General features: G+C 42.4%; 16 protein-coding genes and 2 pseudogenes. All 18 read right to left on the bottom strand.

Annotated features, from left to right (window positions below; translation table 11 throughout):
- Nucleotides 1-43 precede the first annotated feature (43 nt).
- On the bottom strand, nucleotides 44-967 hold the full coding sequence (locus tag WD019_RS02035) for a dipeptidase (protein WP_026675804.1): 924 nt from the start codon (nucleotides 965-967) through the stop codon (nucleotides 44-46).
- A gap of 133 nt (nucleotides 968-1100) precedes the next feature.
- Nucleotides 1101-1361 (bottom strand): stage V sporulation protein SpoVS, encoded by a 261-nt coding sequence (gene spoVS / locus WD019_RS02030; RefSeq protein ID WP_010193268.1) that lies wholly within the window; start codon nucleotides 1359-1361, stop codon nucleotides 1101-1103.
- A 93-nt stretch (nucleotides 1362-1454) separates the two neighbouring features.
- Nucleotides 1455-2249, bottom strand: a complete 795-nt coding sequence (locus tag WD019_RS02025; RefSeq protein ID WP_425710476.1) for a TIGR00282 family metallophosphoesterase — start codon at nucleotides 2247-2249, stop codon at nucleotides 1455-1457.
- 89 nt (nucleotides 2250-2338) lie between these two features.
- Nucleotides 2339-3904, bottom strand: a complete 1566-nt coding sequence (gene rny, locus WD019_RS02020) for a ribonuclease Y (protein ID WP_026675806.1) — start codon at nucleotides 3902-3904, stop codon at nucleotides 2339-2341.
- A gap of 257 nt (nucleotides 3905-4161) precedes the next feature.
- Nucleotides 4162-4596 (bottom strand): annotated as a pseudogene (locus WD019_RS02015) (recombinase RecA); the annotation flags it as partial.
- A 269-nt stretch (nucleotides 4597-4865) separates the two neighbouring features.
- A complete protein-coding gene (locus tag WD019_RS02010) occupies nucleotides 4866-5063 on the bottom strand; it encodes a hypothetical protein (protein ID WP_035349711.1) in 198 nt (65 codons plus the stop codon).
- A gap of 82 nt (nucleotides 5064-5145) precedes the next feature.
- Nucleotides 5146-5754, bottom strand: a pseudogene (gene recA, locus WD019_RS02005) (recombinase RecA); the annotation flags it as partial.
- Nucleotides 5755-5871: 117 nt separating this feature from the next.
- Nucleotides 5872-7116 (bottom strand): competence/damage-inducible protein A, encoded by a 1245-nt coding sequence (locus WD019_RS02000; RefSeq protein WP_425710475.1) that lies wholly within the window; start codon nucleotides 7114-7116, stop codon nucleotides 5872-5874.
- 59 nt (nucleotides 7117-7175) lie between these two features.
- A complete protein-coding gene (pgsA, locus tag WD019_RS01995; RefSeq protein WP_425710474.1) occupies nucleotides 7176-7754 on the bottom strand; it encodes a CDP-diacylglycerol--glycerol-3-phosphate 3-phosphatidyltransferase in 579 nt (192 codons plus the stop codon).
- 34 nt (nucleotides 7755-7788) lie between these two features.
- The gene (locus WD019_RS01990) at nucleotides 7789-8670 is read right to left on the bottom strand and encodes a helix-turn-helix domain-containing protein (RefSeq protein WP_425710473.1); all 882 of its coding nucleotides are present in this window, start codon (nucleotides 8668-8670) and stop codon (nucleotides 7789-7791) included.
- A 25-nt stretch (nucleotides 8671-8695) separates the two neighbouring features.
- Nucleotides 8696-9469 (bottom strand): DUF3388 domain-containing protein, encoded by a 774-nt coding sequence (locus WD019_RS01985; protein ID WP_026675810.1) that lies wholly within the window; start codon nucleotides 9467-9469, stop codon nucleotides 8696-8698.
- Nucleotides 9470-9690: 221 nt separating this feature from the next.
- Complete coding sequence (locus WD019_RS01980) at nucleotides 9691-9936, bottom strand: DUF3243 domain-containing protein (RefSeq protein WP_026675811.1); 246 nt, start codon at nucleotides 9934-9936, stop codon at nucleotides 9691-9693.
- 79 nt (nucleotides 9937-10015) lie between these two features.
- Nucleotides 10016-10744, bottom strand: coding sequence for an elongation factor P 5-aminopentanone reductase (gene ymfI, locus WD019_RS01975; protein WP_026675812.1), 729 nt, complete (start codon nucleotides 10742-10744; stop codon nucleotides 10016-10018).
- 50 nt (nucleotides 10745-10794) lie between these two features.
- Entirely contained in the window at nucleotides 10795-12084 is a 1290-nt protein-coding gene (yfmH, locus tag WD019_RS01970) for an EF-P 5-aminopentanol modification-associated protein YfmH (protein ID WP_026675813.1), read from the bottom strand.
- Complete coding sequence (yfmF, locus tag WD019_RS01965; RefSeq protein ID WP_425710472.1) at nucleotides 12065-13366, bottom strand: EF-P 5-aminopentanol modification-associated protein YfmF; 1302 nt, start codon at nucleotides 13364-13366, stop codon at nucleotides 12065-12067. Before yfmF ends, yfmH begins: the two co-directional genes overlap by 20 nt.
- A gap of 142 nt (nucleotides 13367-13508) precedes the next feature.
- Nucleotides 13509-14471, bottom strand: a complete 963-nt coding sequence (locus WD019_RS01960; RefSeq protein ID WP_026675815.1) for an ABC transporter permease — start codon at nucleotides 14469-14471, stop codon at nucleotides 13509-13511.
- A complete protein-coding gene (locus tag WD019_RS01955) occupies nucleotides 14471-15532 on the bottom strand; it encodes an ABC transporter permease (RefSeq protein WP_026675816.1) in 1062 nt (353 codons plus the stop codon). Before WD019_RS01955 ends, WD019_RS01960 begins: the two co-directional genes overlap by 1 nt.
- On the bottom strand, nucleotides 15523-17052 hold the full coding sequence (locus WD019_RS01950; protein ID WP_425710471.1) for an ABC transporter ATP-binding protein: 1530 nt from the start codon (nucleotides 17050-17052) through the stop codon (nucleotides 15523-15525). The genes WD019_RS01955 and WD019_RS01950 overlap by 10 nt, the downstream gene beginning before the upstream one ends.

The following is a 17052-nucleotide window of genomic DNA, read 5'->3' as shown; positions in this document are numbered from 1 at the left end:
CCTTCAATTCTAGACCTAACTTTATAAAATTGCAAGTATTCTTTTATTCGGGAAGTTGGCGGGCAAAATGGTCGAAGCAAAATCCTTTTACTAACGTTTCATTATAGTGTTTCAAGAGTTCATTAATTAATTTCTCATATTTCCCGTAATGTTCAAGCTGGGCAGGTGTATCGGTAATGCCATCGAAATCCGAGCCGAATCCAATGTTCTTTTCCCCGCCTAAAGAACAAATATGCTCGATATGGCGCAGGACATCTGTCAGGCTCGCTTTTTGTTCACTTGCAAGAAATTTCGGCACAAAGGTAACGCCAATGATGGAGTCACGCTTGATTAAACTTTTGATTTGTTCATCGGTTAAGTTTCTTGGATGAGGACAGAGCTTTTTGCTATTTGAATGAGAAGCGATAACGTATTTCCCTTCCTCCATTACATCCCAGAATCCTTTTTCCGAAAGATGGGACACATCGGTCCACAATTTGAGCTCATTGTTCAGCCGGACAACTTCCTTCCCGAAAGTGGTGAGCCCGGCTCCTCTTTCCTCCATAATGCCGTCCGCAACCAGATTGGCATGGTTCCATGTCAATCCGATGCTCCTTACGCCAAGGCGATGCAAAATGCGCAGCTTCGATAAATCGTCCCCAATCGAGTCGCAGCCTTCAAGCGTCAAAAACGCGCCAATCTCGCCACTTTCGAGCGCCTCTATTTCTCGTTTTGATGTCACTAACTTCATTTCATCATACGCTTCAACAATTTTGGAGTAGAAAATATCAACCATTTGCAATGCGACATGAAACTTCTCAGGCCCGCTCACATGATCGGGGACAAAAATGGCAAAACATTGGACTTTTGCTCCGGTTTTTTTCAAATGGTCTAACGTAATATGTAAGGATTTCTCATTCTCAAAAGCGATCTGTGGGTTGAGCCACATTTTTAACAGGACATCGCAATGCGCATCAAATATCTTCATCTCCTTGCCCCCCATACTTTGCCTTTACTCTTAGGATAACAGGTAGAATCTCTTCACGCCATTTTTCTGCACGGAAAAAGCCTGTTTACTCGAACTTGAAGTAAACAGGCAGCTAATTCACTATATTTTTCATTTAACGCGGTTCTACAATTAATTTAATGGCGGTACGTTCTTCCCCGTCAATCAAGATGTCGGTGAATGCAGGAATACAAATGAGGTCAACTCCACTCGGCGCTACAAACCCTCGTGCAATCGCTACTGCCTTAACGGCTTGGTTTAATGCACCGGCCCCAATCGCTTGAATTTCCGCGCCCCCGCGTTCACGGAGAACACCGGCAAGTGCACCAGCTACAGAGTTGGGGTTGGACTTTGCTGAAACTTTTAATATTTCCATTATTTTGTACCTCCTTAGAGATATTATACCAATTCTACTATATTCACTCTAAACGGCTCGTATTCCTGCCAACCGGATAAGAAACTCTATTTTTTATTCAAAAAATGGATGATCTTCATTAATGACGAATGGTTGGATGGAAACAGCGAGTCCGGTTTTATCATCGCAATCTATAATGACCCCACTTAACTGTTCCCTTCCGCTGGCCACTTCAAACCTCACCGGAAGGCTTGTTAAAAATTTTTTTAACACGGCATCGCGATCCATTCCAAGTATACCGTCATACGGCCCTGTCATCCCTACATCTGTCAAGTAGGCGGTTCCTTTAGGCAAAATGCGATGGTCGGCCGTTTGTACGTGCGTATGTGTTCCGACGACGGCCGATACTTTCCCGTCTAAAAACCATCCCATCGCCTGTTTTTCACTCGTCGCTTCCGCATGAAAATCAACAAAGATAAATGGCGTTCTTTTTTTAAGTTCAAAAACAAGCTGTTCTGCCTTTTCAAACGGGCAATCGAGCGGCGGCAAAAACGTCCGCCCCTGCAAATTAATAATGCCAATTTCAAGCTTATTTACCTTGACGATCATCGCTCCTTTACCGGGAGTCCCTTTCGGAAAATTAGCGGGGCGAACCATTTGCGGGATGCTATCAATGATTTCAAAAATTTCTTTATTGTCCCAGGCATGGTTGCCAAGCGTTATTGCCTGTGCACCATCCTCAAGAAACCCTTTCGCTATTTTTTCCGTAATTCCTCGCCCGTGTGCGGCATTTTCACCATTGACAATGGTAACGGTCGGTTGAAATTTCTTTTTCAGTTTTGGCAAATATGTATGGATCATCTTTCTTCCCGGTGCACCAACCACATCACCAACAAACAATATTCTCATGAAAATCTCCTTTTCTATCCTTCTTGCAACTACTAGCATTTCCTAAAATTTCTTATATAAAAACAAAATAAAGTGGTGACTGGACCACTTTATTTTGCGTACTCAACAGCTCTTGTTTCACGAATTACAGTTACTTTTATATGTCCCGGATAATCCAGTTCATTTTCGATTTTCTTCGTGATATCACGAGCTAAACGATATGAAGCTAAATCATCAACCATGTCAGGTTTGACCATGATACGAATTTCACGTCCGGCCTGGATTGCAAATGATTTTTCCACACCTTCGAATGATTCCGAGATTTCTTCCAATTTCTCCAAACGCCTGATGTATGTCTCGAGCGTTTCTCTTCTTGCGCCCGGTCTTGCAGCAGACAATGCATCAGCCGCTGCTACTAAAATTGCGATGATCGAAGTCGGCTCGGTATCTCCATGATGAGAGGCAATGGCATTGATGACAACAGGGTGTTCTTTATATTTTGTCGCTAGTTCGACACCAATGTCAACGTGGCTCCCTTCAACTTCATGGTCAATTGCCTTTCCGATATCATGAAGCAATCCTGCTCGTCTTGCTAAATGAACATCTTCCCCGATCTCCGCAGCCATTAAACCGGCAAGATACGCAACTTCCTTCGAGTGGTTTAATACATTTTGGCCATAGCTTGTTCGGTATTTTAAACGTCCTAAAATTTTAATTAAATCCGGATGCAAACCGTGAACGCCAACTTCAAATGTGGTCTGTTCACCAACTTCCCGAATGTATTCGTCCACTTCACGGCGAGATTTTTCAACCATTTCCTCGATTCTCGCAGGATGAATGCGGCCATCTTGAACCAATTTGTCCAGAGCCATGCGGGCGATTTCTCTTCGTATTGGATCGAATCCTGATAAAATAACCGCTTCAGGCGTATCGTCAATAATAAGATCGATACCTGTTAATGTTTCAAGTGTTCGAATGTTACGGCCTTCACGACCAATAATACGACCTTTCATTTCGTCATTTGGAAGGTTAACGACGGAAACGGTCGTTTCAGCAACGTGGTCAGCCGCGCATCGCTGAATGGCTAGAGAAAGGATTTCTTTCGCTTTCTTATCCGCTTCTTCCTTCGCGCGAGTTTCGATTTCCTTCACCATCATCGCCATTTCATGTGTCGTTTCTTTTTCCACTTCATTCATGATGATGACTTTTGCTTCCTCGCGTGTAAATCCGGAGATGCGTTCCAATTCTCTTTGCTGCTCGTTAAGCAGTTCCTCCACTTTGCTTTCCATCTCTTCAATTTGTCGTTGTTTTTTGGTGAGAGACTCCTCCCTCTTGTCCAATGTTTCTTCTTTTTTGTCAAGGGTTTCACTTTTTCTGTCGAGAATCTCTTCTTTTTGAACCAATCGTTGTTCTTGTTTTTGAAGCTCATTTCTGCGATCGCGAATGTCTCGCTCGGCTTCTGTTCTTTGTCTGTGAATTTCATCCTTCGCTTCTAGAAGGGCTTCTTTTTTGCTTGCTTCCGCTTCGCGTTTCGCTTCTTCAACGATTTGAGCAGCAGCAGTTTCCGCGCTCGAAATTTTCGCTTCAGCAATAGACTTTCTAACAAGATATCCGACAACTGCACCGACACCTAGTGAGACAAGCAAACTGGAGATGAATACGAAAATGTTGTCCATTTTTCCACCTCCTCTTGCTATCTACTTTTTTTACTGAGTCAAGAACGTCTTCGTGTAACAAAGTGTTGTGCACAAGTCTTGCCGTAAACATGTTAATGGTATATTTTTTAATTTCATAGGAAATCAAAATATAATTTTATTTTATAGTTGAAAAAATGCGTTGTCAAGAGTTGTCAAAACTATCATGATAGAACGTTCCCTAAAAAATAGCAAGCATTAAAATGGCCGAAGAGTCAAGCGACTCTTCGGCCTATCATTTATTCAGTTAACTCGAGTTGTTCTTCCTCCGCACCCGGTGTTTCAACAACTACTTCCGTGCCGAGCTGATGGTAGTTTCTGATCTGGGCAATGATTTCATCCGCGATTTCCGGATTTTCTTTCAAAAATTGCTTGGCGTTTTCACGGCCCTGGCCGAGTCGTTCTCCTTCAAACGAATACCACGCTCCGCTCTTTTGAACGATGTCGATCTCGGAGCCGATATCGAGAATTTCTCCTTCGCGGGAAATTCCTTCCCCGTACATAATGTCGACTTCCGCCTGTTTAAATGGAGGAGCCACCTTGTTTTTCACGACTTTAATCTTCGTCTTGTTACCAACCATATCCGTTCCTTGCTTCAATTGTTCGGCACGGCGCACTTCAAGTCTTACTGAGGAATAGAACTTCAAAGCTCGACCGCCGGGGGTTGTTTCTGGCCAACTCTATAGATTTACCATTTCTATAGTACGGACTATCTCTTCATCTCAATAATTTGAGAGCCTTGCACTTCCAACAGTAGCCTATCCTCTGTTGTACCCTACTCGGTTAGCCAAACGGCTCTTTTCGGTAGTCTCTACACCTTCCTCATCAAAATTAATGAGGCTTGGCACGGTATTACCCTAAAAATTGGAGGGCTTCACCGTTAGCAGTTTTTTAACTACACCCTTAGGCAATAAGGTTCACAAGGTTTTTTAACTTGCTATCGCTAGCAAGGGAAACCCAGAGTAAACTCCTTAATCTTCTTCTTTACATTATCAATATCTAATAACTCGTCTTCATAAACAACCAAGTATTTAATCTCGTCTCCAACTTCTTTTAACTTTCTGTGAGAGTTTTTCACAATATAATCAACTTGCCATTGTTCAATATTTTTATATACTCGATTGCCAACTTTAACCGCCATCTTTATCCCCTTAATTTAATTTCTAAAGATAGCAAATCTTGAGTTGTTAGATATTGTTTAACGATTAAGAAGCTTTGTGTTGATTTCCAAACATGATGCCCACTTTTTCCCTTATTTGGTTAATAAACACAGCGATCGTCTTTGATTTATTAATCGCACCGGACAGCTTGCGAAGGGCCTGAGACATTAGGCGAGCTTGAAGCCCGACATGGGAGTCTCCCATTTCACCTTCAATTTCCGCTTTCGGCACGAGTGCAGCGACAGAGTCGATGACAATGATGTCCACCGCTCCGCTGCGAACGAGCGCTTCGGCAATTTCAAGCGCCTGTTCACCCGTATCCGGCTGTGAAAGCAATAATTCATCAATATTGACCCCGAGCTTTTGCGCATAAACAGGATCGAGCGCATGTTCGGCATCGATAAACGCCGCTTGTCCACCATTTTTTTGCACTTCAGCAATAGCGTGAAGCGCTACGGTTGTTTTACCAGAAGATTCAGGCCCGTATACTTCTATAATCCGCCCGCGGGGATAGCCGCCGACGCCAAGCGCGATGTCAAGGGCCAATGAGCCGCTTGAAATCGTTGAAACACGCTGTTCCGCCTGCTCGCCAAGCTTCATGATAGAGCCTTTGCCAAATTGCTTTTCAATGTTCCGCAACGCTTGCTCTAATGCTGCTTTACGGTCACTCATGAAATCACTCCTTATATATTTAAAATTGTTGCGTTGACAAAAATTTAAGTATGTCTACACTCTTATCATAACTGTTTTTTCACCATTTGCCAATCATTTTCACGAACGTTTATTCGATTATTTTTTCATTCCTTTTACCGTTTGTAGCAAATAAAACAAACCGTTATAAACCGTTCTCTCTCTTACGCCTTGCCTGCTTCCAGAAAGAGTGAGCGAATGAACAACGCTATCTGCTTCTGTTGAGACTCCGATATAAACGGTCCCTGGCTCTTTTCCTTCGCTTTGTCCCGGACCTGCAACTCCGGTAAAACTAATGCCGATATTGGATGCAGTCATAGTCCGGACATTTTCAGCCATTACTCTCGCGCATGCCTCGCTTACCGCGCCATCACTGGCCAATAACTCCTGCGGTACGTGAAGAAGCTTGTTTTTCACTTCATTCGTGTAAGACACGACAGAACCGTTAAAACAAGCGGAGCTGCCTGGAACATCAGTTATGCTTTTGCCGAACATGCCACCCGTTAAACTTTCAGCCGCTGCGACCGTCAAGCTTTTTTCCTTTAATAAAGAAACTGCGGCATCCGCAAGTGTCATATCATTATAGCCATACAAAAATTGTCCGACGCGCTCCCTTATTTTTTCTTCCAGCAAATCAAGTTCTCGCGCCGCCATTTTTTGATCCGCAAATTTTGCCGTTAGCCTTAACGTTACATCATAATTGCCGGCAAGCGGAGCGATCGTCGGATTTTGTTGCTCGTCAATTAAATCTTCTAATTCCGCTTCAAGCAATGACTCGCCAATCCCGAAAAACCGCAAAACCCGTGAATGAATGATCTGCTTGTCAGGCAACTGCCTGAGCAAAAAAGAGCGTCCGTAATTGCTGAACATCGGCTCCATTTCTTTGGGCGGTCCCGGCAATAACATGTACGTCATCCCGTTATCATAAAGAGCCATTCCCGGCGCCATTCCGAAATCATTATCCAGTACCTCGGCTCCTTCGATGACGAGTGCCTGCTTCCGGTTATTTTCAGACATCACCCGGTTCGTTTTCCGGAAATACGCCTCGATGTTATCCATCGCCTTTTGATCATAAACGAGTTTTCTGCCGAGGCTTTTTGCAATCGTTTCCTTCGTTAAATCATCTTTTGTCGGTCCGAGTCCGCCGGTAAAAATAATAAGATTGGACCTGTCTTTCGCATTTTCAAACACGGCTTCGAGCCGTCCCGCATTATCCCCGACAACAGTATGGTAAAAAACATTGATGCCGAGTTCGGCCAACTGCTCAGAAATAAACTTCGCATTCGTATTGGCGATTTGACCGAGCAGAAGCTCACTTCCTACTGCGATTATTTCAGCATTCATAAACTGCCCCTCCTTATTTAAGCCGAAAAAAAACAGGAGATGAGCTCCTGTTTTCTCTTCTATTTTGATTTTAACATGACTTCTTTGTTTTTAATAAAATAATCCCATCCCGAATAAAGGGTAATAGCCGTCGCTATCCAGAGGCTGATTTGGTCAAACGGGATCCCGATAAAAACAAATGGGAAATTGTGCAAGAGAGTAACGCTAATCGCAATAATTTGAATCCACGTTTTTACTTTGCCGGCCTGGCTTGCTGCAATGACAACCCCTTCTGCTGCAGCGATCGTTCGAATGCCTGTGACCGCAAACTCACGGCTTATAATAATGATGACCATCCAGGCCGGGGTGAAACCGAGCTGTACGAGGGATATAAAAGCCGCAGTTACAAGCAATTTATCCGCAAGCGGATCAAGAAATTTCCCAAGGTTTGTTACTAGATTGAATTTTCTCGCGTAATAACCGTCAATCCAATCTGTACATGATGCCACAATGAAAATAAGCGCAGCAACAAAATGGTTCACTGGAAGCGACCATGAACCGATTGTTAAAGTTCCCCAATGAAAAGGCACGAGCAATACGATTAAAAAAATGGGAATGAGCATGACCCTGGAAATGGTTATTTTGTTCGGTAAATTCACTGTAATTCCTCCAATATAGGCCTTCTCTTGTACGTTATGGCTGTGTTGATTTCGTAAATTTAATAATAATATGTTGATGCATCATTGAACTCGGTTCAACCGGGTATGTGATCGGCTGACCGTTAATTTTCAGATCGGTCATATGGCTCTTGGCGATGTTAAAATCGACTTCTTTTTTATCGCTAAGATCACGTTTTACTTTATCGCCTTTTTTGATCGTCGTATTGACGATAAATGCCCCATCGCCTTTAATTCCGATGTAAGCATCGTCCCGCATCGTAACCTCAGCTTTGAATTGATCTGTATTTTTCAATTCATAGGTCGTTCGATTTCCGACGGTTGAAATCTTTGATAATGTCCCTTTTGGCTTATCCGCATCTTTTTTCGCTTTTTCCTTCTCCTTATTTACTTTCGCTGCTTCTTCTTCCTTTTGCTTCTTCAGGCGATCCGCTTCTTTTGCTTTTTTGTCTTTTTCCATTTCAATTCCCGTTTCCGGGTTTTTTTGCTCCACATGATCCGCTGCACTAAAATGTTGATATAACTTCCAAATGCCAAGAAACAGCGCAAGAACAACAACGACAATGACGACAGACGGAAGAAAACGAATGAAGATCGCGTCTTTCGTTTCTACTTGCCTGGTTTTCTCCGAGCGAGGAGTATACTCGGTCACTTCCTTAACCGACTTTGGTAGATCGTTCTCATATTCTTCAAACACTTCTTCATAGTTTAAATGAACTGCTTCACAATAATTTTTAATAAATGCTCTGGCATAAAATGAACCGGGCAGCACATCGTACCGTCCTTCTTCAATTGCCTGCAAATACCGTTTTTGAATTTTCGTTATCGTTTGAAGTTCCTCTAATGAAAGTCCTTTTTCTTCCCGCTTCTGTTTTAAAAAGTTTCCTAAATCAGACAACCTTACCACCTACCACTGTAAAAAATCATTCAAATCCGGAAAAACCTTCATCTTCATCAATCACTTCATATGTAATTTCTTCATCCCGATCATTTCGAAGTTCAATAATATAATCAAAATCGTCCATCGTATATTCCGTTTGCATGACAAAAATATCAGGGTGTTCAACCACTTTCGTAGAAGGCAATCGCATCACTTCACGAATGAGTTGCCAGTGTCTTTCATTCGCACGTTTTGTAGACACCACCCCGTCTATAATATAAACATGGTCCGAACTATACTCATCATCTGCAAGAGTCGTCCTTACGGTTTGGCGCAAAAGAGTTGAAGAGACAAATACCCACCGTTTGTTCGCACAAACACTGGATGCAACAATGGATTCCGTTTTTCCCACTCTGGGCATTCCGCGAATGCCAATTAATTTATGGCCATCAACTTTATAAATTTCTGCCAGAAAGTCAACTAAAAGGCCAAGCTCATCGCGGATAAATCGGAACGTCTTTTTATCGTCCGCATCCCGTTCAATATAACGTCCATGCCGAACAGCTAAACGGTCTCTCAATTTCGGGACACGAAATTTCGTCACTGTAATATTATCCATGGATTGGAGAATGGATCCAAGACGTTCTATTTTTTCATGGGTGTCGCTGACAAGCAGCATGCCTCTCCGTTTATTATCAACACCGTTAATGGTTATTATGTTTATGCCAAGCATCCCTAATAGGGAAGAAATATCCCCCATTAATCCAGGCCGGTTTTTATGTATTTCATACTCCAAATACCATTCTTGCTTTTCCATTACTCATCTCCTTCTTTCATATAAGAAAAGCGCGGGGCGCCTCACCTCGCTCTTGCAAGCCCTGAGCTAGAAACACCCGCTTGCTATTCTTTTAAAATAGGGCGAAATCAGTTGTCAGACAAATGCTGTGTCCATCTATTAATTAATAATATATGATTTCAATTTATTATGAAAGAAAAAATAAAAGGATGTTAAGAATTTTTCTTAACATCCTCCGGGTCTTATTTTTGAACAAGTTTAACCATCATATTAGCAATAGCATGTTTTTCCTGATCATCAGCAACTTGCCATAATTCTTGAAGCACTTTTTCTTCCGGATTTTTCGGCTCCACATGTGAAGCAAGGTAACCGCCGATTTCAGTCGCTAAATTAGAAATAGAAGATTGATCCATTCCCTGGCTTTGTGCATGCTGCAAGCGGTTAGAAAGGAAATCTTTCCATTGGCCGAAATTATCTAATACAGACATGTTATTTCCTCCTTAAAATAGGGTACATCGATTAATATTTCAAGAAGAATGCCCAATTATTCATCATCCTGCAAATTAATTACGAATGCCAGCCACCACTCGCTGTAATGATATGGCCATTAACATAAGAAGACTGCTTGGTACAAAGAAAAGAGACAATATCCGCTATTTCTTCCGGCCTTCCAAGCCTGTTCATCGGAATTTCTTCTTTTATCAGCGACTTTTCTTCTTCGGTAAAAAGCGAAAGCATATTTGTGTCGACCGCGCCCGGTGCAATGCCATTTACGTAAATGCCACTCGGCGCCACCTCTTTTGCCAGCGCCTTGACAAATGTATTAAGGCCGCCTTTCACGGCTGAATAGACGACTTCACACGATGCGCCAGAGTGTCCCCAGATCGAAGAAATGATAATGATACGCCCGCTTTTTCGCGCAATCATTCCCGGCAATAAATGTTTCGTAATCGTGATCGGACTTGTAAAATTCACCTGGATCATTTTCTGAATATCTTCATCCAGCATTTCTGTAAATAGGCCGTAATAGCTTAAACCGCTATTGTGAACGATGCAATCGATCGGGTTGTAAATACCCGAAAGCAGGGAGGAAGCTCCCTCTTTCGTTGATAAATCAGCCTTGAGGCAAATAATTTCATTGTTATATGTATCCATTAATTTCTTTTGTAAGTTAAAAATGCGCTCATCCGCCGAATGGTAGTGCATGATTAAATGGTAACCAAGGTTCGCGAGCCGTTCACTAATTTTTGAGCCGATCCCCCCACTTGCACCGGTAATTAACGCCCACTTTTTCATTTGTCTCCCCCAATTAAAAACATCCCATGAATGGGATGTTTTTAATTGTATTATGCCTCTTTTTTGCGCACTTGACAAACGGTCGCCTGCTTTTCATCAAAATGATTTTTCATGACATCGAGAAGATCGGATTCTGTTATTTGTTCAAATGTCGGAATCACGTCAAAAAGATTCATTTCGTTAAATTCATAGCGTGTAAATTGGTTGGCGATAAATTCAGGTGAATTAAGCGCCCTTAAAAAAGAGCCAATCTTCTTTTTCCTCGTTCGTTCAAGGTCTTCTTTTGAGAGCGGTTTGGAAATAAAATCTTGAACCATTTTCATTAGTGTTTCAGAAAGGCGGTCAGGATCTTTCGTATCTCCGCCGATCATGGAAAAGCCAAAGCCGAATTCCTCCGTATAGTCGAACGCGAACGTTTGATCAATTAATCCTTCGTTATAAAGCTTTTCATAGTTTTCCGTACTTTTGCCAAACATCATTTCTAATAGCAAATTGACGGAAAGCTCATGTTTTAAAAGCGCTTCTCCTTTTCGCTCTGGCTGTTTCTCTTTAAAGCCAATGTAACATTTCGGTGTTTGCACCGGCATCGGAACAATTTCCTTTTTCGTCCGTGGCGCTGAAGGCTCTTCATCAAAAAAGCGCTCAATCGGCGGCTGGTCTTTATAATCCTTACTCGCCTGGTTTGTTTCAATCAGCTCCATCATCTCTTTTGCGTCAACTGGACCGACGACGAATAATATCATGTTGCTTGGATGATAAAAGGTTTCATAACATTCATAAAGATCATCTTTCGTGATTTTAGCAATCGATTCTACCGTTCCGGCAATATCGATTTTCACAGGATGATGGTGGTACATATTGGAAATTAATCCGAAATATGCGCGCCAGTCAGGATTATCATCATACATGCGGATTTCCTGGCCGATAATTCCCTTTTCCTTTTCTACCGTTTTTTCCGTAAAATAGGGATCCTGAACAAAATCGATTAACGTTGTTAAATTTTTCTTTACTTCATTCGTAGTCGAAAACAAGTAAGCCGTCCGTTTAAACGATGTAAAAGCGTTCGCAGAAGCCCCTTGCTGATTAAATTGTTGGAACACATCGCCATCTTCTTTTTCAAACATTTTATGCTCGAGGAAATGGGCAATACCATCCGGGACTTTCACCGGTTCATTTTTGCCAAGCGGCGTAAAATGGTTGTCAACCGAACCGTAATTAGTTGTAAAAGTGGCATACGTTTTGTTAAATTCTTTCTTTTCAAGAATAAACACTTTCAACCCATTTTGCAAAGTTTTAAAATATAACGTTTCATTTAATTGATCAAACTGTTTTTGTTCCATTTTCGTTCCCCCTTCCTTTTAAGAAATAAATCGTGTCAAGCTTGATTTTTTTCGCAACTTCAACAACCTCATCCTTCGTTACGCGGTCAATTCCATTGATCCATTCTTCGATGCTTCGTTCATATCCGGAAATTATTTGATGATACAACACTTCCACAAGCCCCGCGGCATCGTCAACCGTTTCTAGTATTTGGTTTTTAATCATCGCTTTCGTTTTTGCCATTTCATCGTCTGTAATGTTACCGTTTCTCATATCTTCGAGTTGCTCTTTAATAATCGAAACTGTTTTTTCATAGTTCGCTGTTTCGATGCCGGACATTACGAAGATAGATCCTTTATGGCTTTCAAAACGGGAAGCTGCATAATACGCAAGACTATGCTTTTCTCGAACGTTGATAAACAGCTTGGAGTGCGAAAAGCCGCCAAAAATGCCATTACATACTTGAAGCGCCAAATAGTCAGGGTCAGCATATGTCGTATACGTTCTGAGCCCCATATGCAATTTCCCTTGCTGAACATCCTGCTCCTCAATCACTTCGTTGACTTTTGTAACTTCCACCGCTTCATTTTTTTCGATCGACTGGCCTGCCGCCCTTTTTTCGTTAAAGACAAAAAATTGCTTCGCTTTATTTACAATCTCATCATGGGAAATATCACCCACAACGTAAAAGTCGAATTCATCATTTGCTAAAACTTCCTGATAATATGCATATAAATCTTGCGGTGTGATTTGATCCACTTCGTTTTCATTTCCATACACATTAAGATGGTACGGATCGCCTTTAAACATTTCTTCAATTAAACGCTTGTTCGCATATCGCATTTTATCATCATAAATTGATTCAATTTGCTGCTTTAATGAACGTTTTTCCTTTGAAACAATATCCTCTTTAAAAGCGCCGTTTTCCGTTACCGGCCTTAACAGGACGTCGGCTAATAGCGCAATCCCTTGATCTAACAGTTTCGACTGATCGGATAAAAATTTCTCGTTCGCAATATCCATCCGAAAACTAATAATTTGATAGTTGCCTTTTTTCGAAAGATCAACGTTCAATGTCGCCCCGTATAAATCATCCAGAGCCCCGCGCAATTGTTTGCTTGAAGGATATTTTTCCGTGCCGCTTTGCATGACATTAGGTAAAAGAGCCCGTTTTGTCACACTGTCTTCTTTGATCAAGTTTTTAAGCTGCAGAACGATTGTATTTGTTTTATACTTTTTCGTTTCAACACTATGTATTCTCATTCCGGGAATTTCCGTCATTCGATGTTGAACATATGCCATTTTATAACCTCCTTATCATACCACTCATCATAGTTTACCCCTCTTCGATACGAAACATGACTTTTCCTGCTTATAAAAAAAGTTGGAGGGACAAATCCTCTCCAACTTTTTGCAATGTGTCCCGGACATATTGGACTTCCTTTTATCGTTTGCCTTTCTCATAAGGCTGGCCACTCGCCTTAGGCGCGTCTGCCCGGCCGACAAAACCAGCAAGCGCGAGGATCGTCAATACATATGGAGCGATCAATAGCCAGACTGACGGGATATCTTTAAAGAACGGCAGTGATTCTCCCGTGACGCTTATGCTTTGTGCAAGTCCGAAAAACAGGGCCGCGCCGAGCGCGCCGAGCGGATGCCATTTACCGAAAATCATCGCAGCCAACGCCATAAACCCCTGACCAGAAATGGTCGCATGAGTAAAGTTACCGCTAATGGAAGCAACGTACACTGCTCCCCCGAGACCTGCAAAACCACCGCTGATAAGTACGGCAACATACCGCATACGGACAACGTTGATGCCCATCGTATCAGCAGCCATTGGGTGTTCACCGACGGAGCGGAGACGCAGGCCAAAAGGTGTTTTATAAAGCACATACCAGACGACAACACTTAAGAAAATAGCAACATATGAAGTGGCGTATGCATTTGAGAAAAACCAGTCGCCGATAATTGGAATATGAGAGAGAACTGGAACATCTTGTTTTGAGATCCGCTCATGAATCATCGGTGTTTCCCCTGCATCAAAAATCTTCTTTGTCAAAAAGAGGGCAAGACCAGACGCTAAAAAGTTTAGCGCAACACCGCTAATGACTTGATCGGCTTTAAATGAAATGCTCGCCATCGCATGAAGCAAAGAAAATAAAGCTCCAGCAACAATTGCTATAAGAAAGCTGAGCCATGGAGAAGCAGCACCCAAATGCATTTTTTCAAAAAAATGCATGCATACCGCGCCAACGAATGCTCCAAATAGCATCATACCTTCCAAACCGATATTAACAACACCGGATCGTTCACAGATAACGCCGCCGAGAGCAGTAAATATAAGGGGTGCTGCCGAAACGATTGCGGCAGGAATTACAATTGCCAAAATGTCTAAAAAACTCATTATAATTTACCCCCTTTATTCACCCGGTTAGAGAGCCAGTGAATGATATAGCTTGATGCAATAAAGAAAATAATAAGTGCGATAATAATATCAACTAATTCGATCGGAACAAAGGCAACGGAAGACATGTTGGAAGCGCCAATTTTTAATCCTCCAAACAAGGCGGCTCCGATAATAATGCCAATGGCATTATTTGCCCCGATCAGGCTGACAGCGATTCCATCGAACCCAACTCCAGTGAATGCCGCATTAATCATCATATACCCGTAAGTTCCGAGTCCTTCCATCGCTCCGGCAATGCCGGCAAAAGCACCCGAAATCGCCATCGATAAAATAATATTTTTAGAGACGTTCATTCCGGCGTACCGGGAAGCGTGCTGGTTAAATCCGACAGCGCGAAGTTCGTATCCCATTGTCGTTTTCCAGAGGATAAACCACATAATAACGGAACAAATAAGCGCTACAATGATTCCATAATGAAGACGGGAGCCGTCCGTAATCGTTTGCAAGAAATCCGAAGCGAGTGAAGCCGTCGGTTTTACATCCTTTGTCCGCTCGCCAGGTGCAAGCATGTAAGCACGAATAATGGCATTCGTCATATAAAGGGCAATATAGTTCATCATAATGGTCGTAATGACTTCATGAACTTTGAAACGAGCTTTTAAAAAGCCCGGAATAACCCCCCAGAGCGCACCCGCTACGGCAGCGGTTACAATCGCAAATGGAAGATGAATGATTTTCGGCAGATCAAATGAAACGCCGACATAAACCGAAGCAAGCCAGCCGACAAGCACTTGACCTTCCACACCAATGTTGAACAGCCCGGCGCGAAAGGCAAAGGCAACGGCAAGACCTGCCAGAATGAGCGGCGTCATTTGCCTGACCGTTTCACCAATATTGTAGCTGTTACCAAATATCCCTTCAAAAAGGCTTGTATATGCAAGTATCGGTTGATAGCCGCTCGCAAGCATCACAATCCCGCCAATGATTAAAGCGAGCACAACAGATATTACCGGAATTAAAATTGAAAATAAGCGCCCTTTTAGTAAATTCACTGAAATCCACCTACTTTTTCTTTCTTGCCGCCTGCCATAAGTAAGCCTAGTTCTTGTTCGTTCGTTTCTTTCGGGTTGACAATAGAGACGATTTTCCCTTCGTAAATGACGGCAATCCGGTCACTAACATTCATAATTTCATCGAGTTCAAAAGAAACAAGCAGGACCGCTTTTCCTTTATCCCTTTCTTGGATCAGCTTGGAGTGAATAAATTCAATCGCCCCTACATCTAAACCGCGGGTCGGCTGTGCCGCAATAAGAAAATCAGGGCTGCGATCCACTTCACGGGCGATGATCGCCTTTTGTTGGTTCCCGCCGGATAACGCCCGGGCCGGTGTAAACTCGCTAGGTGTACGAACATCAAATTCTTGAATAAGGGATTTTGCTTTTTCATAGATTGTCTTGTAATTCAAAATGCCAGCTTTTGAATAAGGAGATTGATAGTACGTTTGCAAGGCCATATTTTCTCCAATTGTAAAATTAAGAACGAGACCGTGTTTATGGCGGTCTTGCGGAATATGGCCGAGCCCTGACTCCGTTACTTTCCGCGGTGATAATTTCGTAATGTCTCTCCCGTTTAACATAATTTTACCTGATGAAACTTTTGCGAGGCCGGTAATGGCTTCTAAAAGCTCGGTTTGCCCATTGCCGTCAACCCCCGCAATTCCAACAATTTCTCCGGCTTTTACTTCAAGATTTAAACCGTTAACGACGTTTACTTTCCTGGCGTCTTCGACAACAAGGTCTTTAATTTCAAGAACGGTTTCTTTCGGCACGCTATCTGTTTTCGCCACTTTAAAATTAACTTCACGACCAACCATCATAGCGGCAAGCTTGTCCGGGTCTGTATCAGCGACATTGACAGTGCCGATACCTTTTCCCCTGCGAATGACGGTGCAGCGATCACAAACTTGCATAATTTCTTTTAATTTATGTGTAATTAATATAATCGACTTTCCTTCACGAACGAGCTTTTTCATAATTTGCATGAGCTCGCTAATTTCTTGTGGTGTAAGCACAGCTGTCGGTTCATCAAAAATAAGAATGTCTGCACCGCGATAGAGGGTCTTTAAAATTTCTACCCTCTGCTGCATTCCGACTGAAATATCTTCGATTTTCGCGTGCGGATCAACGGATAATCCGTATTGGTCGGAAAGCTTTTTGATTTCGTTTGCAGCCGATTTGATATCCACTCTTCCACCACGGGTAGGTTCTTTTCCAAGAATAATATTTTCTGTAACGGTAAACTTTTCGACAAGCATAAAATGTTGATGCACCATCCCGATGCCAAGATCGTTGGCAACGTTTGGGTCATTGGCAGTGACTTTCTTTCCTTTAACAAAAATTTCTCCTTCCTCTGGCTGGTAGAGGCCGAAAAGGACATTCATTAAGGTTGATTTTCCCGCCCCATTTTCCCCGAGAAGCGCATGAATTTCCCCTTTTTTCACTTGAAGTGTTATATTATCATTGGCAACAATTCCGGGAAATTCTTTTCTAATGTTTCGCATTTCAATCACGTAATCCAT

Source organism: Fictibacillus sp. Mic-4 (assembly GCF_049843615.1).
Taxonomy (GTDB): Bacteria; Bacillota; Bacilli; order Bacillales; family Fictibacillaceae; genus Fictibacillus_A; species Fictibacillus_A gelatini.
The sequence above is the reverse complement of the archived record's forward strand: the minus strand, read 5'-3'. Positions and strand labels throughout refer to the sequence as shown.